The 19,779-nt window shown below is 58.9% G+C and carries 20 protein-coding genes; 10 read left to right on the plus strand and 10 right to left on the minus strand.

Annotated elements, in window-relative coordinates; genetic code table 11:
- Positions 1–182: 182 nt before the first annotated feature.
- Positions 183–704 carry a hypothetical protein gene (locus C7H09_RS02560; protein ID WP_106761067.1) on the plus strand — a complete coding sequence of 174 codons (522 nt, stop codon included), beginning with the start codon at positions 183–185 and terminating at the stop codon, positions 702–704.
- Positions 705–720: 16 nt separating this feature from the next.
- On the plus strand, positions 721–1,077 hold the full coding sequence (locus tag C7H09_RS02565) for a hypothetical protein (protein WP_106761068.1): 357 nt from the start codon (positions 721–723) through the stop codon (positions 1,075–1,077).
- Between the two features lie 273 nt (positions 1,078–1,350).
- Here C7H09_RS02565 and C7H09_RS02570 read toward each other — a convergent pair whose 3' ends face one another.
- Both C7H09_RS02570 and prlC read right to left on the minus strand, forming a co-directional pair.
- On the minus strand, positions 1,351–1,602 hold the full coding sequence (locus C7H09_RS02570) for a YheV family putative zinc ribbon protein (RefSeq protein WP_106761069.1): 252 nt from the start codon (positions 1,600–1,602) through the stop codon (positions 1,351–1,353).
- A 56-nt stretch (positions 1,603–1,658) separates the two neighbouring features.
- Complete coding sequence (prlC, locus tag C7H09_RS02575; protein WP_106761070.1) at positions 1,659–3,704, minus strand: oligopeptidase A; 2,046 nt, start codon at positions 3,702–3,704, stop codon at positions 1,659–1,661.
- Between the two features lie 209 nt (positions 3,705–3,913).
- Between prlC and C7H09_RS02580 the strand changes: the two genes are divergently transcribed.
- Both C7H09_RS02580 and C7H09_RS02585 read left to right on the plus strand, forming a co-directional pair.
- Entirely contained in the window at positions 3,914–4,453 is a 540-nt protein-coding gene (locus C7H09_RS02580) for a gamma carbonic anhydrase family protein (protein WP_106761071.1), read from the plus strand.
- A gap of 190 nt (positions 4,454–4,643) precedes the next feature.
- Complete coding sequence (locus C7H09_RS02585) at positions 4,644–5,099, plus strand: Hsp20/alpha crystallin family protein (protein ID WP_106761072.1); 456 nt, start codon at positions 4,644–4,646, stop codon at positions 5,097–5,099.
- Between the two features lie 38 nt (positions 5,100–5,137).
- On the opposite strand, the gene C7H09_RS02590 is transcribed toward C7H09_RS02585, so the two are convergent.
- The 8 genes from C7H09_RS02590 to C7H09_RS02625 form a co-directional block, all read right to left on the minus strand.
- Positions 5,138–5,455 carry a PA4642 family protein gene (locus C7H09_RS02590; RefSeq protein WP_106761073.1) on the minus strand — a complete coding sequence of 106 codons (318 nt, stop codon included), beginning with the start codon at positions 5,453–5,455 and terminating at the stop codon, positions 5,138–5,140.
- Positions 5,456–5,569: 114 nt separating this feature from the next.
- A complete protein-coding gene (locus tag C7H09_RS02595) occupies positions 5,570–6,403 on the minus strand; it encodes a flagellar motor protein MotB (RefSeq protein ID WP_106761074.1) in 834 nt (277 codons plus the stop codon).
- Between the two features lie 2 nt (positions 6,404–6,405).
- On the minus strand, positions 6,406–7,179 hold the full coding sequence (locus tag C7H09_RS02600; protein ID WP_106761075.1) for a motility protein A: 774 nt from the start codon (positions 7,177–7,179) through the stop codon (positions 6,406–6,408).
- Between the two features lie 49 nt (positions 7,180–7,228).
- Positions 7,229–8,056, minus strand: coding sequence for a shikimate dehydrogenase (gene aroE, locus C7H09_RS02605; protein ID WP_106761076.1), 828 nt, complete (start codon positions 8,054–8,056; stop codon positions 7,229–7,231).
- On the minus strand, positions 8,049–8,975 hold the full coding sequence (gene hemF, locus C7H09_RS02610; protein WP_106761077.1) for an oxygen-dependent coproporphyrinogen oxidase: 927 nt from the start codon (positions 8,973–8,975) through the stop codon (positions 8,049–8,051). The genes aroE and hemF overlap by 8 nt, the downstream gene beginning before the upstream one ends.
- An 8-nt stretch (positions 8,976–8,983) precedes the next feature.
- The gene (tsaC, locus tag C7H09_RS02615; RefSeq protein WP_106761078.1) at positions 8,984–9,556 is read right to left on the minus strand and encodes an L-threonylcarbamoyladenylate synthase type 1 TsaC; all 573 of its coding nucleotides are present in this window, start codon (positions 9,554–9,556) and stop codon (positions 8,984–8,986) included.
- Positions 9,557–9,595: 39 nt separating this feature from the next.
- Complete coding sequence (dprA, locus tag C7H09_RS02620; protein WP_240616485.1) at positions 9,596–10,744, minus strand: DNA-processing protein DprA; 1,149 nt, start codon at positions 10,742–10,744, stop codon at positions 9,596–9,598.
- Between the two features lie 88 nt (positions 10,745–10,832).
- A complete protein-coding gene (locus C7H09_RS02625; RefSeq protein ID WP_106761080.1) occupies positions 10,833–11,849 on the minus strand; it encodes a LysM peptidoglycan-binding domain-containing protein in 1,017 nt (338 codons plus the stop codon).
- 457 nt (positions 11,850–12,306) lie between these two features.
- Here C7H09_RS02625 and def point away from each other — a divergent pair, with 457 nt between their 5' ends.
- From def to glyS, 6 genes are all read left to right on the plus strand, one after another.
- On the plus strand, positions 12,307–12,810 hold the full coding sequence (def, locus tag C7H09_RS02630; protein ID WP_106761081.1) for a peptide deformylase: 504 nt from the start codon (positions 12,307–12,309) through the stop codon (positions 12,808–12,810).
- A gap of 84 nt (positions 12,811–12,894) precedes the next feature.
- Positions 12,895–13,830 (plus strand): methionyl-tRNA formyltransferase, encoded by a 936-nt coding sequence (fmt, locus tag C7H09_RS02635; protein ID WP_106761082.1) that lies wholly within the window; start codon positions 12,895–12,897, stop codon positions 13,828–13,830.
- A 2-nt stretch (positions 13,831–13,832) separates the two neighbouring features.
- A complete protein-coding gene (gene rsmB, locus C7H09_RS02640; protein ID WP_106761083.1) occupies positions 13,833–15,131 on the plus strand; it encodes a 16S rRNA (cytosine(967)-C(5))-methyltransferase RsmB in 1,299 nt (432 codons plus the stop codon).
- Positions 15,128–16,531, plus strand: coding sequence for a Trk system potassium transporter TrkA (trkA, locus tag C7H09_RS02645; RefSeq protein ID WP_106761084.1), 1,404 nt, complete (start codon positions 15,128–15,130; stop codon positions 16,529–16,531). Before rsmB ends, trkA begins: the two co-directional genes overlap by 4 nt.
- A 133-nt stretch (positions 16,532–16,664) precedes the next feature.
- Positions 16,665–17,687 (plus strand): glycine--tRNA ligase subunit alpha, encoded by a 1,023-nt coding sequence (gene glyQ / locus C7H09_RS02650; protein ID WP_106761085.1) that lies wholly within the window; start codon positions 16,665–16,667, stop codon positions 17,685–17,687.
- 2 nt (positions 17,688–17,689) lie between these two features.
- Positions 17,690–19,771 (plus strand): glycine--tRNA ligase subunit beta, encoded by a 2,082-nt coding sequence (gene glyS, locus C7H09_RS02655; protein ID WP_106761086.1) that lies wholly within the window; start codon positions 17,690–17,692, stop codon positions 19,769–19,771.
- Positions 19,772–19,779: the final 8 nt, after the last annotated feature.

Here is a 19,779-nt window from a genome sequence, read left to right on the forward strand (position 1 = left end):
CAAGGTCATGCTAGATCTTTCTGGTGGAAGAACCATTTACTTCGATCAGAACCCACTACCTAAACACAAACAACGGCTACCGCTAGGCAATAACAAGAATTTCACCCACCAAAAACTTGCGCCCGCTCGTTAAACCAATTATTTTCAACAACGTTGATTGTCATTCAAGGATGTAGTGTTCAATGAAACGGATATTCACGCTATTACTACTGCTGGCCTTTTCCATGTCATCACACTCTCATATCGAGACTGTGCAGTTTGAAGGTTTGTCTTTTCCGATTGCCCCTGCTTGGTTCAACTTAACGATTACGTCTTTCGGCTTTGGTCTGAACATTGACAAAGTTAACCGGCCAACAGGGCACGGGACACTGTCAGCATCTTCACTAGACCCTGACGATTACATTATTGAACTGGAGAGTGGTGAAGAGATTTCAACTGTCACACTGTTGAAGAACTTCTTGCAGGGACATCACGTTACTGATGTAGCACCATCCAACATAGCGTCAGCTATCAGCGCAGGCTTTTCAAGCGCTAGCCAACTCAAGCGCGATGATCTTGTAATTTTTCTTGAAGAAGAGCCCTACCTGCCTAACCAGTTTAAGGCTTATATCATTCCCAAAAACCGCGATATTGTCGAGATTTCTGCAACGATGGATCGCCGCAGTTTTTCCAATTACTTGATGAAAATTCAACCAGTCGAGTAAAAAATAAGGATATCACATGCTAGATCAAGAAGATCTTGAGAACCTACAATTCATACTTAAACAGATGTATCCAGATATAAAAGAGTTCGAAAACAAAGAGCCAACAATTCGAACCATGGAGATATATCTTCGCGCCTTGAAGGGCAACTTGTTCTGCCATCAGGCTATGACAGAATTAACAACAGGTTTAGTAGCTGGCCCGGGCGGCTACCTTTACCGCGGCCCAATGAAGCGGCTTGTTAGAAAGATATTAAAAAAGGTTCGAGATCAGTATCGCGAAAAAGGCCTTAACTTTTACATTTGCAACCAAGCTGTAAAATTAAAGTATCGATCTCCTCTAACTCTATCTTTGAAAGGAAATCCTGGCGCATAACGGTTCTATCTAAAAAATCATACATTAGAAAATGTGTGAGCCTCTCCAGTGTTATATAAGCAAAGATGCTCACTTTTCAAGTGTAATATGTATAGCGCGGGGCTGCTCAAGACGCCTATCAGGTATCGCCTTTTTGAGGCACTACGAAGATTGCAGAGCTTTGGCAGTGCTTCATTTCATGATTTGATATTGAGGCCGTGGGGAGTTTTTTTTCCCAGAAGAAAAATATATCGCCGCGGCCTCGAACACCTCCACACCAGCAGGCTAAAGTCTTTAGTCCTCACTCCCAGCCTTAAAGAAAACAACCTGCTTAACCGTGTGATCATCAGTGTTATCACGCTGATTAACCCGAGTCTCCAGTTCAGGATTTTCAGGCTGCTCAGCATCCGATATGGCATCGGTGAAACCGCAAGCTACACACTCACGAATTTGCTCGTCGTTGTCGTCGGTGAACATCATAATCTTGTCCATCTCCGCGCAACGGGGACAAACCGCACCGGCTATAAAACGCTTTGGGGTCGCCATAACGTACCTCCAGATTAAAGTCTCCGGTGGCTGCAGAACCACCGGAATGGATTGGCTCAGGCCGCTTCTTCTGCGATGCCGGTCTGCTTCAACAAGGCATCCACCTCCGGCTCCCGGCCCCGGAACGCCTTGAACAACGCCATCGGCTCCTGCGAACCGCCTTTTTCCAAGATGTGGTGCAGGAAGGCCTTGCCGGTCTCCGGGTCAAAAATGCCATTTTCCTCAAACAATGAGAAAGCATCTGCTGCCAGCACTTCTGCCCACTTGTAGCTGTAGTAGCCCGCTGCATACCCACCAGCAAAGATGTGGGAAAACGCATTGGGAAAGCGGTTAAATTCCGGCGCCTGAACCACCGCAATGTCTTCCCGCACCTTGCGGTGCATGTCCAACGGGTTCGTGGGCGCCTCGCCCGTGAATTCTGCGTGCAGACGGAAATCGAACAGTGAAAACTCCAACTGCCGAACCATCGCCATGCCCGACTGGAAGTTCTTCGCCGCCAGCAACTTCTGCAACAGATCTTCCGGCAACGGCTCGCCAGTTTCATGGTGGCTGGCAATCAGCGCCAGCGATTCGGGGTTCCAGCACCAGTTCTCCAGGAACTGGCTGGGCAGCTCCACCGCATCCCAGGCCACGCCATTGATACCAGACACATCCATCACCTCCACCTGGGTCAGCATGTGGTGCAGGCCATGGCCGAACTCGTGGAACAGGGTGGTCACTTCATCGTGGGTCAGCAGCGACGGCTTGCCATCCACCGGCGGTGTGAAGTTGCAGGTCAGGAAGGCTACCGGCAGCTGCAGCTTGCCGCGCTGGTCGCGCCAGCGCACCCGGCAGTCCGCCATCCAGGCACCGCCCCGCTTGCCCTGGCGGGTAAACAGATCCAGATAGAACCAGGCAATCGGCTGGCCGCCCCGGCTGATACAATACGCCTTGGCGTCCTCATGCCAGGTTTCCACCTCCGGGTGCGCCTCGATCTGCACATCAAAGAGCTTCTCGGCCACCCGGAACAGGCCCGGCACCACCTTGTCCACCGGGAACCAGGGGCGCAGGGTTTCCGGCGAAATGTCATAGCGCTTCTGGCGCAGCTTTTCGCTGTAATAACCCACATCCCAGGCCTGCAGATCCTCCAGGCCGTGTTCGGCTTTCACAAACGCCTTCAGCTCGGCAAATTCCTTCTCCGCCTGGGGCTTGGACTTTGCCGCCAGCTGATTCAGAAACGCCATCACCTCATCGACACTGCGGGCCATCTTGGTGGCCAGCGAACGCTCGGCGTAGTTGTCAAAACCCAGCAGCTGGGCCAGATCGTGCCTGCGCTTGAGAATCTCCGCCATCACCGGTGTGTTGTCCCAGGTGCCCGCATCCGGGCCCTGATCCGACGCCCGGGTCACAAACGCCTCGTACACCTCCCGGCGCAGCTCGCGGTTATCGCTGTAGGTCATTACCGGATAGAAGCTGGGGAAATCCAGGGTGATCACATAGCCCTCAAGTTCCTTCTGCCGGGCCGCCTGCCTGGCGCCTTCAATCGCCGTTTCCGGCAGTCCGGCCAGCTCTGCAACATCGGTAATCTGCTTGTACCAGTGCTGGGTGGCGTCCAGCACGTTATCGCTGAACTTGTTAGACAACTCCGCCAGCTCCCGGGACAGATCCGCGTAACGCTTTTTCTTGTCCTCCGGCAGATCGACACCGCCCAGGCGGAAATCCCGCAGGATATTCTCGATGGACTTGCGCTGGGGTTCACTCAGATTGTGGAAATCGTCACGGGCGGCCAGCTTCTTGTAGGCCTCGCACAGCGCCCCGTTCTGGCTGACTTCGGTGCTGTATTCGGTGAGCTTCTCCAGACAGTTTTTATACACCTTGCGCAAGTCGTCGTTGTTCATCACCCCGTTCAGGTGGGAAATCACCGACCAGGCGTTGCTCAGCTTGTTTTCCAGCGCCTGCATGGGCTGCGCCAGCGTGTCCCAGGTGGGGTCGTCCTGCTGGGCCAGCGTCTGGATCTTCATCCGGTTCTCGCTGAGAATCTGGTCGATGGCCGTTTCCATGTGCTCGGTACGGATGTGGCCGAACTTCGGCAACAGATCGTCAGTCAGTAGCGGGTTATTCATAGGTCCCCTTCTCAGCTGTTCAGGTTTAGGGTAGCTTCCCGGTATTCATAGTTGGTGCAAGGCGCGTGTGGGGAAGGCCTTTCCAAAACACGCTGTGAAGACATCCCTGTACGCTCCGCTCCGCCATCCATGGCTCCGCAGGGTTTTGGAAAGACCGTCCCCACACGCACCCCCAACCTTCGGGTAAATGCGATCAAAAGGTATATGTAATGGCGAATGTACGAACTCACAAGGGTATCACACCAGAATTCGGCGAACGCAGCTGGGTAGACGACAGCGCCGTGGTCATCGGCGATGTGAAAATGGGCGACGACTGCTCGGTATGGCCCATGACCGTGATCCGCGGCGACATGCACAAAATCCGCATTGGCAGCCGCTGCAGCATTCAGGATGGCTCGGTACTGCACATCACCCACGCCAGCGACTACAACCCCGGCGGCTGGCCGCTGATTATCGGAGACGATGTGACCGTCGGCCACAAAGCCCTGCTGCATGGCTGCACAATAGGCAGCCGGGTGCTGGTGGGTATGGGTTGCACCGTGATGGACGGCGCCGTGGTGGAAGACGACGTGATCATCGGGGCCGGTACCCTGGTACCTCCGGGCAAGCGGCTGGAATCCGGCTACCTGTACGTGGGCTCGCCCTGCAAGCAGGCGCGGGCCCTGAGCGACAAAGAAAAATCCTTCTTTAAATATACCGCCGCCAACTACGTCAAGCTGAAAGACGAATACCTGAATCCGTCCGCGTAAACTGCCTCCCCATAGCCCCTGATCCAGGTCAAATTCTGATCAGGGCCCCCTTGAAAAATATCCACCGGAACCTACTTTCCTGAGTAGCAGAAGTTCACGGAGTCCATCCGGGGCACCCCCGGATCGGAGCTGTTCCGCGAGCGAAGCTGATGACAATCTCAGATTCGTAATCGTCAAAGGAGGAGTTCCCATGAGCAACATTACACGCTGGAATCCGATCAGTGAGTTCGATGACCTGATGAACCGCTACAACCGAATGCTCGGCCTGGCCCGGACGAACGGTGACAGGGAAGGCAAGGATCTATTTAGCCGCAGTGACTGGGCACCGGCGGTGGATATCAAAGAAACACCGGAAGCATTTACCGTCGAAGCCGAATTGCCGGGCATGACTAAAGATGATGTGAAAGTAACCGTGCATGACGGTGTGCTCACCATTCAGGGTGAGCGCAAGAGTGAAGAGGAAACCAAAGACAAAAAGCTACACCGTATCGAGCGCTTCTATGGCAGCTTTCTGCGCCGCTTCACGCTGCCCGACAATGTCGATGAGAATGGTGTAAAAGCCAGTTTTAAGGACGGCCTTCTGAAGCTGAGCATTCAGAAAGCCGAGCCGAAAGAGCCCAAGGCCATAGAGGTCGACGTCCAGTAAGCCAAGACCGTCAGTCTACCCTCGAAGCGAGGTCGGGCTCATTGCCCGGCCTCTGCCGTTGTTACAGCACCCGAGGCTTCCAGGGCCCGAGCGTAATCCAGGCTCCGGCGGTGGCGTGAAATCCGATCCAGAATGGTGTGGCCTTGCGGATTCTCCGCATTCAGATCCCGGCCCGCTTCAACAAAGAAGCCAACAAAACGCTCGAAATCCTCGGCCCGCATGGCCTCGTAGGCCCGATCCAGCACAAAATAATCCGGGTTAACCGAGGCATCCCAGGGGGTGAGATTCAGGTAACTTCTAACCCGGTCATCACTCCACTCTTCACCGATCACTTTCGGTTTGTCCGGTCCGCTCATGCTGCCTCTCCTGCTGCGTTGATTATCAGCGCATAGTATAAGCGTTTGAAAGACCCAAGGGTTATAAGAATCCTGCATGAGCATCTATGCCAGCGGCATAAGCCCAGCCCGCTATCAGGGCAGAATGTCCACCGGCAAATCCGAGGTAGGTACAGAGTCATCACACTCCGGATTACGGATGGCAATTTCCACCCGGCGGTTCATCGACCGGTTCGCTGGTGTGTCGTTATCGGCCAGGGGCCGGGTTTCGGCCCGCCCTGCCGCAACCACCCGCTCAGCGGGAATCTCCCGGTTCAGCACCAGCTCATGCACCACTGACACCGCCCGGGCGGCCGACAGATCCCAGTTGGAACGGTAGCGACTGCTGGAAATCGGCCGGTCGTCAGAGTGGCCCGACACCACCACATCACCGGAGCACACCGCCAGCACATTCACCACCCGCTCGATAATCGGGATCATCTCCGGTTTGATTTCGGCGTCTCCGGAGCGGAAGGTGGCTTCTTCGGAGAAGCGAATCACCACCTGGTCTTCGTCGTAATTGATATGCAGGGCTTCGGAGGCGACCTCGGCCTGCAGCTCCCGCACCAGCCGGCCCGCCAGATCCAGAACACCGCCGGGTATCTGCCGGGTCTGGGAGCGCTCGGTACGCTCATCAATAAACTCCGGCTGGTCCTGCAGCGACTCCGATGGCTCCGGCAAGGAAACTGTGTCTGATTCCACCAGAGTCAGGGGAGAGCCGCCCACGTCTTCAGCTATCACGTTGCTGGAGCCGAACGCCAGTGCCATGGAGTTGGCCATGGCGCGATACTTCTCGATATCCATCTCGGCAAACGACAGCAACAGGATAAAGAAGGTCAGCAGCAGGGTGGCAAGATCGGCAAAGGTGACAATCCAGTCCGGGGTGGTGTTCTTACTGCGCTTTTTCTTTACAGGCCGGACCGGAAGCACACTCAGGCCTCCCGCTCAGGCTCAAGACCGGTGCGATGTTCCGGCGATACATAGGACGAAAGCAGTTCGGTCATCACCCGGGGGTTTTCGCCGCGCATGATGCTCTTGATCGAAGTAATGATCAGCATCTGGTTGCGGGCGTCATCCTCGGCCTTGAGCTGGAGCTTGTCCGCCAGGGGCAGGGCCATCAGCTGAGCGATAAAGGCGCCGTAAAGAGTCGTCAGAAGGGCAACGGCCATAGCAGGCCCGATGGATGAAGGGTCATCGAGTGTGTTGAGCATCTGCACCAGCCCCACCAGGGTACCAAGCATGCCGATCGCGGGCGCGGATTCACCAATACCCCGGAACACCCGTTCTGCCACTTCGTAACGCTCGGCGGACTGCTGGGTGTCCTGTAACAACGCTTCCTCCACCAGTTCCGGCGGATGGCCGTCGACACAGAGGTTGATGGCTTTTTTCAGAAACTCGTCCCTGGTGTCGTGATTTTCCAGCCCCAGAATGCCTTCTTTACGGACCACGCGGGCCAGCACACCGACTTCCCGAATCAGCTCTGCCGGCCGGGCCAGGCGATCGGTGAACACGGTACGAAAGGCCAGGCGAAAGGCGCTGATCACCGACGGCATGCGGAACTTGATCAACGTAACCGCAAAGGTGCCACCCAGCACGATGGCCAGGCCCGGCAGGTTCAGAAATGTCAGCGCCGATGCGTTCGCCAGCATGGCAAGAATCACGATCAGGGTTCCTGCCAACAATCCGACAAGCGTTAGAATGTCCATGGCTATCCTTTCCTATTGGTCTCTTGGCGATCCACCTGAATAATCCGGCTCAGTCTGTTCTCAGTTCGTCAACCACAGCCGGGGTGTCTGGCTGAACCCCCCGCCACACACGAAAGGCTTCCGCCGCCTGCTCCACCAGCATGCCCAGACCATCAAACACCCGCACCGCGCCCTGATCCAGCGCCCACTGGTTGAACGTGGTGGTCTGCAAAGAATACATCATGTCGTAGATCACCGTATCAGCGGTAACCACGGCGGCCGGAACGGGCGGCAGATCGCCCTGCAGGCTGGCGCTGGTGCCATTGATGACCAGATCAAAACTTCCGGTTACCTGCTCAAAACCACAGGCGGTTACAGGGATATTGCTGTGATGACGGCCAAACAGCCGGGCCAGAGCCTCTGCCCTGGCTGGCGTGCGGTTGGCAATCACCAGGCTGGCGGGCTGCTCTTCCAGCAAGGGCCCCAGCACACCACGCACGGCACCGCCCGCGCCCAGCACCAGAACCCGCGCACCGGCAATCGCAACACCCTGGTTATCACGCAAATCCCGAACAAGCCCGATACCATCTGTATTATCGGCCACCAATCGATCTTCTTGATCCCGGAAAAGGGTATTGGCGGCCCCGGCCAACTCTGCCCGGGGGGTGCGGCGGTCTGCCAGCGTCCAGGCCTGCTCTTTAAAGGGTACCGTTACGTTCAGCCCCTTGCCGCCACGATTAAAAAACTCGTGAACAGTGCCGGTAAAATCATCAAGCGGCGCCTGAATGGCGGTGTATTCCACCGGTTCTCCGGTCTGCCGGGCAAACAAGCTGTGAATCCGGGGTGATTTACTGTGGCTGATCGGGTGCCCCACCACCGCGTACAGATCGTTACTCATCATGGCCCTCCAGCCAGTTTCGGCCGGTCAGGAAATAATCCGTCAAACGTGCTTCCTCGCTGCCCGGTTCCGGCTGCCGGTCGTAGTCCCAGCGAACCAGTGGCGGCAGGGACATCAGAATAGATTCGGTGCGCCCGCCAGACTGCAAGCCAAACAGGGTGCCCCGGTCGTACACCAGGTTGAATTCCACATAGCGGCCCCGGCGGTAAAGCTGGAATTCCCGCTCCCGCTCGCCCCAGGGTTGGGCCTTCCGGCGCTGCACAATCGGCTCATAGGCTTCGATGTAGCTGTCACCCACCGCCTGCATGAAGGCAAAATCCCTGTCGAAATCCCCGGTGTTGTAGTCGTCGAAGAACAGGCCGCCCACGCCTCGGGGCTCCTGCCGGTGCTTCAGGTAAAAGTAGTCGTCGCACCAGCGTTTGTAATCCCCGTACACTGAATCGCCAAAGGGCTGGCAGGCGTTGCGGGCCGTTTGGTGCCAATGCACGCAGTCCTCATCGAAACCGTAATAAGGGGTGAGATCGTAGCCACCACCAAACCAGTACACCGGCTCAGCGTTTTCCGGCGTGGCAATAAAGAACCGCACATTCGCATGGGACGTCGGTACGTAAGGGTTTTCCGGATGAATCACCAGCGACACGCCCATGGCCTGCCAGGGTGCGCCCGCCAGGTGAGGGCGGTGAGCCGTGGCCGACGGCGGCATAGTGGCGCCCATCACATGGGAAAAGTTCACCCCGCCTTTTTCGATAACATCACCTTCAGAGATCACCCGGCTGATGCCACCACCGCCTTCCGGCCTGTCCCAACTGTCCCGGATGAACGAGGCCTGGCCATCCACCGCCTCCAGTCTCTGGCAAATGCGTTCCTGAAGGCCAATGAGGTATTCCTTGACCGCTCGGGTATCCGGCTGTTGCGACATGACGACTCCTAACGAAACTGTTGTCCGGTAACAATATCAATAATTCGGCTGGGCTTGCGATTCTGCCCCAGGGCGCCAGGCACAACCCGATCCACCTGATCACCAAAATAGCGCCGCACCTGCCAGATAGCTCGGGCGGGCTGTCTGCCTGCAGGATTACACGATGTGCTCACCAGCGGCATGGCCGTGGCATGGCACAGCGCCCGAACCACCGGGTGGTCACTGACCCTGACCGCAATGGAGGAGTGCTTGCCCCGCACCCACTCGGGAATCTGCCGGTTCACATCCGGCAACAGGCAGGTAACAGGCCCCGGCCAGTGTTTCAGGGCCTGCTGCTGCAAATCCTCGGGCAGCGGATCGAGCAAAAAGCGGATCTGCGCTACCGACCCGGCCACCAGGATCACACCCTTTTCCACCGGCCGCTGTTTCAGCTGCAGAATCTGTTCAACCGCCTCATGATTCCAGGGATCACAGCCCAGCCCCCACACGGCTTCTGTGGGGTAGGCAATAACGCCCCCGGACAGCACGGTTTGCCGGGCCAGCGCCAACTGCAGAAAACTTGGATTAGAGGGTTTCGCCATAACGACTTTGCGACCTGTCTGCGGAACATCGGCAATGCTCTAAGCCGTGCGCTGATAGCCGCCGGGGCAGGGATGGGCAAAGCCCTCCAGTTCCAGAATCAACAGCGACTGCATCAACTGATCGGCGGGTAAACCCGTGGCCAGGCCCAGTGCATCGGTAGACTGGGGATCATACCCCAAAGCCTCGTATACCGCGATTTCCCGTGCATCCAGGGCCCGGGTATCCCTGCCGGTATCCGATGCCTCCGGCGGGGCACTCAGGCCGTCGGTCATGGACCACCAGGTTCCCAGCTCTTCCAGCACATCGTCGGCGGTTTCCACCAGGCGGGCGCCCTGACGAATCAGCTGATGGCAACCACGAGCCACCGGGCTATGTACCGAGCCGGGAATGGCAAATACCTCCCGCCCTTGCTCCAGCGCGGTTCTGGCGGTAATCAGCGAGCCACTCTTCAGGCTGGCCTCCACCACCAGCACACCCCGGCTGAGGCCACTGATAATGCGATTGCGCTGAGGAAAATAGGCGGCGCGCGCCTGGGTACCCGGCGGGTATTCAGACACAATCAACCCCTGTTCGATAATACGGTGGGCCAGAGGCCGATGCTGTGCCGGGTACAGCCTGTCCAGACCACAGCCCACCACCGCCAGGGTGGGCGCCCCGGCATCCAGTGCACCGGCATGGGCCGCGCCATCGATACCCAGGGCCAGCCCGCTGGTGATCAGCAGGCCCCGGCGGCTGAGCTCGGCGGCAAAGCTCCGGGCATGATCCAGCCCCGCCCGGGTCGCATTCCGGCTGCCCACCACACCCAGCTGATCACGTTGCAGCAGCCGGGTATCGCCAAGGGTATACAGCAGCAGGGGCGCATCGTGAATATGCCGCAGACACTCCGGAAACCCTGACTCCCCCTGACCCAGCAACCCGATGCCATGGCCCCGGCACTGCTCGAGAACAGACAGGGCACGGGCAATCACCGGGTTGTCGACGTCCGAGCGCTGCCAGGCGCAAATGGCCTCGATGGCCGCAGGGGTCAACCCCATGGCGGTCAGAGTGGCAGGGTTCATTGACAGAATGTCGGCCAGCGAATCAACCGAATCCAGTAGCCGCTCGCGCAGGGGAATTCCGAATTTAGGCAGTAGAGACAGCACCAGCCATTGCCCGGACGGTGCCTTCAAACAGGGGGATTGAGACATGTTCTCTTCCTTGAAAACAACAATGGCCGGGCAATCCCGCCCGGCCATTCATTGACAGAGTAAACCCGAAACCAGAGTCAACCGGTTATCAGGGGTTGGCCACCTTGTCACCCACCGATAGTGGGCGCGTGGCCTGCAATACCAGGCCGTAGCTCATCTTTTCGTAGGCCTGGAACACCATCAGCAAGCCGGCACGCTCAGACGGCAGCTCGATCGTCTCGCCGGTGATCGGATCGCGCACCATGTTGCCAGCTTTCAATACCGCCAGCACATTGCCCGCTTTCAGGCCTTCACGTTCGCCCCGGTTGATGGCCACCACGTTATACTGGCCAATCTGGCTGACACCGCCGTCGACGGAAATCATCTTGCCTTCAATCTCTTCATCAGGCGAGCTGGGCACGAAGCTGGTGGTCAGGCGGCGGTCTTCGCTGACCAGAAGACGGTCACCAATGCGGACTTCCTCGTTGGAGCGGGTAATGCCCACCGTCAGAACGTCTCCGTTTTCGGCATTGATGTTGCCGCGCGCTATGCTGCGGGCCTCCAGGCCGAGAAACTCACCGGTATCCGGATCGACAAACTCCTGGCTGCGACGGAAGATACCCACGCGGTCAGCAGGCTTGGTACCGCGGGCATAGATACGATCGCCAGCGCCGGTAATGATCCGGCCATCGGCACCCTCAAGCACATAGGGAGCGCCGTTAATGTCGTCTGGCGTTACAATGCGGGTGTCGGTCAGGAAGCTGGCAATGGCATCCAGCGGAATGGCAGGAATGGGCGTATCGATTGCCTCGGAGCGCACTTTCGGCGACAGCTTGACGATATCGTTGGAGGACACTTTGGTCACCCGAGGCTTACCGTCAATGTAGACCAGCGCGAGCTTGTCGCCCGGGTAGATCAGATGAGGGTTGGCAACCTGCGGGTTCACGTGCCAGATCTCCGGCCAGTACCAGGGTTTGTTCAGAAAACGCCCGGAAATGTCCCAGAGTGTATCCCCCTTTACGACGGTGTAACGCTCAGGGTGATCAGTCCTCAACTCCGGTTGCGCCTGAGCCCAAGAGGTAAACAGCAGCGCCGAAGCTGCCAGAGCGTACAACAATTTCCTCATCGTGTATGTCCTTGATCGCGTGCCTTGAATCTTTGCGTTCGGTAATCTCGCCGCAGTCTGACCGCAGGATATTACGTTGCCATTCCCGTTACTATAGAAGATGTCCGGGAATTTGTGATGTTATCTTTTGTTCTTCCAGTGGTTTCTGCAGGCCGCATCGGCTTTTGGCCGGAAAAACCTGCCCATTGGCTGATCAGTTTGTACTCAATCGCCGAATTCGTGGATAATAACGGTAATCGGCAGGTTTTGCGGTCTCCAACGGGGAACTCCGGCATCCGTTACTGTCCAAACAATCGGGTCTGTCGCTGCCATAATAGGTAGCCGAAGAAAAAATGCGCAGTACGCTGTCGCATTTCCGACGACGGTTTCAGAGCGTTACAAATGGTAAACTAACGAACTGAAGCCGGGCTGCCGGGCGCAGACCGCCAAAGACACACAGGCCAGAAGCACGAGCGCTATGATACGAGAGATTCTTGAATACCCGGACCCGCGCCTTCGCACCATCGCCAAGCCGGTGGAAGAAGTCACCGACGAGATCCGGACACTGATCGACGATATGTTCGAGACCATGTACGATGCCAACGGTATTGGCCTGGCCGCCAGCCAGATAGACGTACACCAGCAGGTTATTGTGATGGATCTGTCCGAAGACAGATCCGAACCCCGGGTGTTTATTAACCCGTCGCTGGAAATCCTGGACGGCGACCTGGAAGCCATGCAGGAAGGCTGCCTGTCGGTACCCGGCTTCTATGAAGACGTAAAACGCATCGAACACTGCCGGATTACGGCCCGGGATCGCAACGGCGAGGAGTTCACGCTCGAAGCCGAAGGCCTGCTGGCCGTGTGCATCCAGCACGAGATGGATCACCTGAACGGCAAGCTGTTTGTGGATTACCTGAGCCAGCTCAAGCGCAATCGCATTCGCAAGAAGCTGGAAAAACTGCACAAGCAAAGCGCCTGACGGTGCCTGAGCCAGCAGCCAAAGATTCAAGGACCGGGTTTCGACCCGGTTTTTTCGTCTAAACAATACAGAGAAACAGCCAACGTGCGCATCGTCTTTGCCGGAACACCGGATTTTGCCGCCACCGCCCTGAAAGCCCTGCTGGATGCTGGCCATCAGGTTATCGGAGTCTACTCTCAGCCTGACCGCCCCGCCGGTCGCGGCCGCAAGCTACAACCTAGCCCGGTCAAGCAGGTAGCCCTGGAAGCAGGCCTGCCGGTGTACCAGCCGGAGTCCCTGAGAGCCGAGGACGCCCGGCAGCAACTGGCAGTGCTGAAACCCGATGTGATGATTGTCGCCGCCTATGGCCTGATCCTGCCAAAAGCCGTGTTGGAAATTCCGGTGCAGGGCTGCTTGAACATCCACGCCTCTCTGCTGCCTCGCTGGCGTGGCGCAGCACCTATCCAGCGGGCCATTGCCGCGGGCGATGCGGAAACCGGCATCACCATCATGCAGATGGATGAGGGCCTGGATACCGGCGACATGCTGCTGAAGTCTGCCACGCCTATTCTGCCGGACGACACCGGCGGCAGCCTGCACGACCGGCTGGCAGAGCTTGGCGGCAAGGCTATTGTTGAAGCGCTGGCACTGCTGGCCGACAACCGGTTAGCCGGTGAGGCCCAGAACAACGCAAACGCCAACTACGCCCACAAACTCAGCAAAGACGAAGGCCATATCGACTGGCAGCAAAGCGCCGAGGCCATCGCCCGGCTGATCCGCGCCTTCAATCCCTGGCCTGGCACCTACACCGACCTGGGTACCCAGCGGGTGCGCATTCACCAGGCACAGGCCATGGCTGGCGATTCTGGAAAAGCCCCCGGTACGGTCCTGAGCCGGGAGCGAGACGGTATTGATATCGCCTGCGGTGAAGGCACCCTGCGGGTCACCCGGATACAGCTGCCCGGCAGCAAGGCGCAAAGCATCAACGATCTGATCAACGGCGGCAAGCAGGTACTCCTGCCCGGCCAGGAGTTGCACTGACCATGGCTCAAGCTCTGCCCATTCGCGCCCTGGCGGCCCGGGTTCTGTTATCCGTAGAAAACGGCCAGTCTCTGAACCAGTGCCTGCCCCCGGCGCTGAACCAGTTGGCTCCGGAGCAGCGGCCCCAGCTGCAGGCCCTGTGCTATGGCAGCTGCCGCTGGTTCCATCGGCTCGACGGTGAACTCCATCACCGGCTGAACAAACCACTGCGCAAATCCGACCGGGTGGTACACCACCTGATGCTGGTGGCGCTGTTCCAGCTCCGGTTCAGCGAACAAGCCACCTACGCCGTGCTCAACGAAACCGTGGAAGCCTGTCGGGCGCTGTCCAAGCCCCACCTGACCGGGCTAGTGAACGGCGTACTGCGGGCGGCGGAAAGGGAAGGCGCTCCGGAGCTAGAAGCCATCAGCAGCCGCTTCAGCCATCCGGACTGGATGGTGGAAAAATTACGCCACAACTGGCCCGACGACTGGCAGGCCATACTCGCCGCCAACAACCTGCAGGCGCCGATGACGCTGCGGGTCAACGCCCTGCGGTTTGACCGCGACCAGTACCTGAAACTGCTGGATGAAGCAGGCATTGGCGCCAAAGCCACCCGTTTTGCCCGCCACGGCATACAACTGGAGCAGCCGGTGCCGGTAGATCGCCTGCCCTGGTTCGACGACGGTGCCGTGAGTGTTCAGGACGAAGCCGCCCAGCTGTGTACCCAGTTACTGGACTTGCAGGCGGGGCAGCGGGTACTCGATGCCTGCGCCGCCCCGGGCGGCAAAACCTGCGCGATTCTGGAGGCCTGCAACGGGCTGGCGGAAGTCGTCGCCATTGATGAGTCTGCCGAACGCCTGCCCCGGGTGCAGGAAAACCTGGATCGGCTAGATCTGCATGCCACCCTGACCGAGGCCGATGCCGCCGACACCGCCAGCTGGTGGAACGGCGAACGCTTCGACCGCATTCTGCTGGATGTGCCCTGCAGCGCCACCGGGGTGATTCGCCGCCACCCGGACATCAAACTGCTACGCAGGGAGTCCGACATCGTGCCCCTGGCAGGCATCCAGCTAGGCCTTCTGCAGGCCATGTGGGAGATACTGCAGCCGGGCGGGCGCCTGGTGTACGCCACCTGCTCGGTGTTTCCGCAGGAAAACCACCGCATTATCCAGCGTTTCCTGAAACAGCAGGATACCGCCACATTAGTCCCGATTAGCGCCGACTGGGGCCGGGACATGACCACCGGGCGCCAACTGTTACCAGACCCGGACAGCCATGATGGCTTCTTCTACGCCGTTCTGGAGAAACCCCGAACATGAAAATCCTGATTCTCGGTGCCGGCCAGGTGGGTGGCACCCTGGCCGAAAACCTCGCTAACGAGGCCAATGACATCACCGTGGTGGACAACGACAGCGCCCGCCTGCGGGAACTGCAGGATCGCCTCGACATCCGCACCATGCACGGCCGTGCCTCTTACCCCACGGTGCTTCGCCAGGCGGGCGCCGAAGACGCCGAGATGGTGATCGCCGTTACCAACAGCGACGAAACCAACATGGTGGCCTGCCAGGTCAGCAAACTGCTGTACAAAACGCCCACCACTATCTGCCGGGTGCGGGCCGGGGCGTACCTGGCAAAGCCCGCACTGTTCTACAACCGCGACACGGTGAAAGACCTGGACAGCCTGCGGGGCTTTCCCATTGACGTGCTGATCAGCCCGGAACACCTGGTGACCCAGCACATCACCCGGCTGATCGAATACCCGGGCGCCCTGCAGGTGCTGGAGTTCTCCAAGGGCCTGACCCGGCTGGTGGCCATCCAGGCCATCGAAGGCGGGCCACTGGTGGGCCAGGAACTGTCGTACCTGCGAACTCACATGCCCAAGATCGAAACCCGGGTTGCCGCCATCTTCCGCAAGGACCGGGCGATCATGCCCCAGGGCGACACCGTGATCGAAGACGGCGACGAGGTGTTTTTCATTGCCGCCTCCGACCACATCCGCTCGGTAATGAGCGAACTCCAGCCACTGGAAAAACCTTACAAACGCATCTTCATTTGCGGCGGCGGCAACATCGGCTACCGGCTGGCCAACACCCTGGAAGACCGGTATCAGGTGAAAATACTGGAGCGGGATCATGAACGCTGTGTGATGCTCTCCGAGCGGCTACGCAAGAGCGTGGTGCTTGAAGGCAGCGCCACCAACAAGGACATCCTGCTGGAAGAAAACATCGAGAACACCGATGTGTTCTGCGCCGTCACCAACGACGACGACGCCAACATCATGGCCTCCATGCTGGCCAAGCGCCTGGGTGCCCGCCGGGTGTTCACCCTGATCAACAACCCGGATTACGTGGATCTGATCCAGGGCGGCGACATCGACGTGGCCATTTCGCCCCAGCAGACCACCATCGGCAGCCTGCTGACCCACGTACGCCGGGGCGACGTGGTGAACGTACACGCCCTGCGCCGGGGTGCCGCCGAAGCCATCGAGGCCATTGCCCACGGCGACCACCGTTCCTCGAAGGTCGTCGGCAAACGGCTGGATGAAATCAAACTGCCGCCCGGCACCACCATCGGTGCCATCGTACGCCACAACGAAGTGCTGATCGCCCATGACCACCTTCGCGTGCAGCCGGACGACCACCTGATTCTGTTCCTGGTAGACAAAACCCGGATCCGGGAAGTGGAAAAGCTGTTCCAGGTGGGCCTCACGTTCTTTTAATTGATCTGAATAAACAAGCATCTGGCTTTCACTTCGAAATGCCGGACAAGCCAGCGTATAATGCGCGTTTTCATTCTCAGGAGTGCCTGAATACTTCAGGCGCCACACACAGACTGACCAGCAGGCATACGTCGTGACAGACAAGGCAAGCAACAACTCCGCGCCAGACCTCCAGACCTTCCAGGGTCTGATTCTGGCATTGCAGAATTTCTGGGCGCAGCACGGCTGCGTGGTACTCCAGCCCCTGGATATGGAAGTGGGCGCCGGTACTTTCCACCCGGCTACCTTCCTGCGCTCCATTGGCCCGGAAACCTGGAACTCGGCCTACGTGCAACCCAGCCGTCGCCCCACCGACGGCCGTTACGGCGAAAACCCCAACCGCCTGCAGCACTACTACCAGTTTCAGGTGGTGCTGAAGCCATCGCCAGACAACATCCAGGAGCTGTATCTGGATTCTCTGCGCGCGCTGGGGCTGGATCCGCTGGTGCACGACATCCGGTTTGTGGAAGACAACTGGGAATCCCCAACGCTGGGTGCCTGGGGTCTGGGTTGGGAAATCTGGCTGAACGGCATGGAAGTCACCCAGTTCACCTACTTCCAGCAAGTCGGCGGCCTGGAATGCTATCCGGTGACCGGTGAGCTGACTTACGGTCTTGAGCGCCTGGCCATGTACATCCAGGGCGTGGACAGTGTCTACGATCTGGTCTGGACCAAAGGCCCGGACGGCGTGGTCACCTACGGCGACGTGTTCCACCAGAACGAAGTGGAGCAATCCACCTACAACTTCGAACACGCCGACACCGAGTTCCTGTTCCACAGCTTCGACGTGCACGAGCGGGAAAGCGCCCGCCTGATCGAAGCCGGGCTGCCGCTGCCTGCGTACGAGCAGGTGCTCAAGGCCTCCCACACGTTCAACCTTCTGGATGCCCGCCACGCCATTTCCGTAACCGAGCGCCAGCGCTTTATCCTGCGGGTTCGCACCCTGGCACGCTCTGTCGCCCAGGCCTACTTCGACAGCCGCCGCAAGCTCGGCTTCCCGCTAGCGCCGGAGGCATTGCGCAAGGAAGTACTGGCCAACGTTGAGGCCGCTGAGGCCAAGGCCAATAAGAAAGGCAAAAAAGCAAAGCAGGCACCGCAGGAACAGGGGAACGCATAATCATGGCAACACAGGATTTTCTGGTTGAACTGGGCACTGAAGAGCTGCCACCCAAGGCCCTGAAACCGTTATCAGACGCCTTCACCCAGGGCATCGTAAAAGGCCTTGAAGACGCAGGCGTTAGCTTCGGCCAGGTGGAAAGCTTCGCCGCACCCCGCCGCCTGGCGGTACGTATTCGCGACCTGGCCGACGCCCAGCCGGACAAAGCCGTGGAAAAGCGTGGCCCGGCGGTGAAGGCCGCCTTTGACGACGCTGGCAACCCCACCCGCGCGCTGACCGGTTTTGCTACCTCTCTGGGCATTAGCCCGGATCAACTCGACACCATGGAAACCGATAAAGGCGCCTGGCTGGTATATCGCACCGTGGAGCAAGGCAAGCCCACCGTCGACCTGATGCCCGGCCTGGTGGAAAAATCCCTGGCCGCGCTGCCCATCCCCAAGCGGATGCGCTGGGGTGCCTACAAAACCGAATTCGTGCGCCCGGTGCACTGGCTGATTCTGCTGTTCGGTAACAAGGTGATCGACACCCCGGTGATGAACCTCAAGCCCGGCAACAAGACCCGTGGCCACCGTTTCCACTGCCCGAAAGAGCTGATTGTTCCCACCCCGGCCGACTACGAGGTGGTGTTGCAGCAGGAAGGCTATGTGATGGCCGACTTCGCCGAGCGCCGGGAGCAGATCCGCACCGGTGTTGCCGCGCTGGCCGAAAAAGAAGCCGGTGGCCGTGCGGTGATCGACGACGACCTGCTGGACGAAGTCACCGCCCTGAACGAATGGCCGGTGCCGCTGATGGGGCGCTTTGAAGAGCGTTTCCTGGAAGTTCCGGCCGAAGCACTGATCTCCTCCATGGAAGAACACCAAAAATACTTCCACGTGGTAGACAGCAACAACCGAATCATGCCGCTGTTCATTACCGTCGCCAACCTGGAGAGTAAAGACCCGGCCCAGGTGATTGCCGGTAACGAGAAGGTGATTCGCCCGCGCCTGTCCGACGCCGCTTTCTTCTACGAAACCGACCGCAAGAGCAAGCTTGAAGCCCGCATCGACGCGCTCAAGCCCATTGTCTTCCAGGAAAAGCTGGGTAGCCTGTACGACAAGTCTGTGCGGGTAGCGGCGCTGGCGAAGAAGATCGCCGACACCATCGGCAGCGACCCGGCCCTGGCCGAGCGTGCCGCGATGCTGGCCAAGACCGACCTGTGTACCGAAATGGTGCTGGAATTCACCGACCTGCAGGGCATCATGGGCCAGTACTACGCCACCAACGACGGCGAGCACGCCGACGTGGCTAAGGCCTTGAACGAGCAGTACATGCCGCGCTTTGCCGGCGACGACCTGCCGTCCACACTGACCGGCTGCGCCGTGGCCATTGCCGACCGGATCGACTCGCTAGTAGGTCTGTTTGGCATCAACCAGCCGCCCTCAGGCACCCGTGACCCGTTCGCCCTGCGCCGTGCCTCCCTGGGCGTGCTGCGCATCATCATTGAACGGCAACTGCCGCTGGATCTGCAAACCCTGTGCGAGTGGGCCGAGCAGAACTTCACCGTACTGACCGAGCAGAACACCGCCAGCACTGTGGTGGATTACATGCTGGAGCGGTTCCGCGCCCACTACGACGAGCAAGGTATCGGTGCCGAGGTTTACCTGGCGGTACACGCCCGCCGGCCGACCAAACCGTTGGATTTCGACCGCCGGGTGAAAGCCGTGGAAGCCTTCCGCCAGCTGCCAGAGGCCCTGGCCCTGGCCGGTGCCAACAAACGGGTATCGAACATCCTCACCAAGCAGGGCGATGACAGTGTCGGCGAAACAGTAGACACGGCCAAGCTGCAGGACGACGCCGAGAAGGTACTGGCCCAGAAAGTGGAAGAACAGGCCGGTAAGGTGCTGCCACTGTTCGAGCAGGGCGATTACGCCAGCGCCCTGAGCTCCCTGGCCAGCCTGCGGGAGCCTGTGGATAACTTCTTTGACGAAGTGATGGTGATGGCCGACGATGAATCAGTACGCAACAACCGCCTGGCCCTGCTGAACCGGTTGCGTAATCTGTTCCTGCGGGTCGCCGACATTTCTCTGCTGCCAACCGCCGGGTAAACCGGCCT

The organism is Marinobacter fuscus (genome assembly GCF_003007675.1).
GTDB classification, from domain to species: domain Bacteria; phylum Pseudomonadota; class Gammaproteobacteria; order Pseudomonadales; family Oleiphilaceae; genus Marinobacter; species Marinobacter fuscus.

What these genes read in the sequence shown, in the direction of transcription:
- C7H09_RS02560 (WP_106761067.1), top strand. Translation starts at nt 183, where the DNA reads ATGAAACGGATATTCACGCTATTACTACTGCTGGCCTTTTCCATGTCA.
- C7H09_RS02565 (WP_106761068.1), top strand. Translation starts at nt 721, where the DNA reads ATGCTAGATCAAGAAGATCTTGAGAACCTACAATTCATACTTAAACAG.
- C7H09_RS02570 (WP_106761069.1), bottom strand. Translation starts at nt 1,602, where the DNA reads ATGGCGACCCCAAAGCGTTTTATAGCCGGTGCGGTTTGTCCCCGTTGC.
- prlC (WP_106761070.1), bottom strand. Translation starts at nt 3,704, where the DNA reads ATGAATAACCCGCTACTGACTGACGATCTGTTGCCGAAGTTCGGCCAC.
- C7H09_RS02580 (WP_106761071.1), top strand. Translation starts at nt 3,914, where the DNA reads ATGGCGAATGTACGAACTCACAAGGGTATCACACCAGAATTCGGCGAA.
- C7H09_RS02585 (WP_106761072.1), top strand. Translation starts at nt 4,644, where the DNA reads ATGAGCAACATTACACGCTGGAATCCGATCAGTGAGTTCGATGACCTG.
- C7H09_RS02590 (WP_106761073.1), bottom strand. Translation starts at nt 5,455, where the DNA reads ATGAGCGGACCGGACAAACCGAAAGTGATCGGTGAAGAGTGGAGTGAT.
- C7H09_RS02600 (WP_106761075.1), bottom strand. Translation starts at nt 7,179, where the DNA reads ATGGACATTCTAACGCTTGTCGGATTGTTGGCAGGAACCCTGATCGTG.
- aroE (WP_106761076.1), bottom strand. Translation starts at nt 8,056, where the DNA reads ATGAGTAACGATCTGTACGCGGTGGTGGGGCACCCGATCAGCCACAGT.
- hemF (WP_106761077.1), bottom strand. Translation starts at nt 8,975, where the DNA reads ATGTCGCAACAGCCGGATACCCGAGCGGTCAAGGAATACCTCATTGGC.
- tsaC (WP_106761078.1), bottom strand. Translation starts at nt 9,556, where the DNA reads ATGGCGAAACCCTCTAATCCAAGTTTTCTGCAGTTGGCGCTGGCCCGG.
- dprA (WP_240616485.1), bottom strand. Translation starts at nt 10,744, where the DNA reads ATGTCTCAATCCCCCTGTTTGAAGGCACCGTCCGGGCAATGGCTGGTG.
- C7H09_RS02625 (WP_106761080.1), bottom strand. Translation starts at nt 11,849, where the DNA reads ATGAGGAAATTGTTGTACGCTCTGGCAGCTTCGGCGCTGCTGTTTACC.
- def (WP_106761081.1), top strand. Translation starts at nt 12,307, where the DNA reads ATGATACGAGAGATTCTTGAATACCCGGACCCGCGCCTTCGCACCATC.
- rsmB (WP_106761083.1), top strand. Translation starts at nt 13,833, where the DNA reads ATGGCTCAAGCTCTGCCCATTCGCGCCCTGGCGGCCCGGGTTCTGTTA.
- trkA (WP_106761084.1), top strand. Translation starts at nt 15,128, where the DNA reads ATGAAAATCCTGATTCTCGGTGCCGGCCAGGTGGGTGGCACCCTGGCC.
- glyS (WP_106761086.1), top strand. Translation starts at nt 17,690, where the DNA reads ATGGCAACACAGGATTTTCTGGTTGAACTGGGCACTGAAGAGCTGCCA.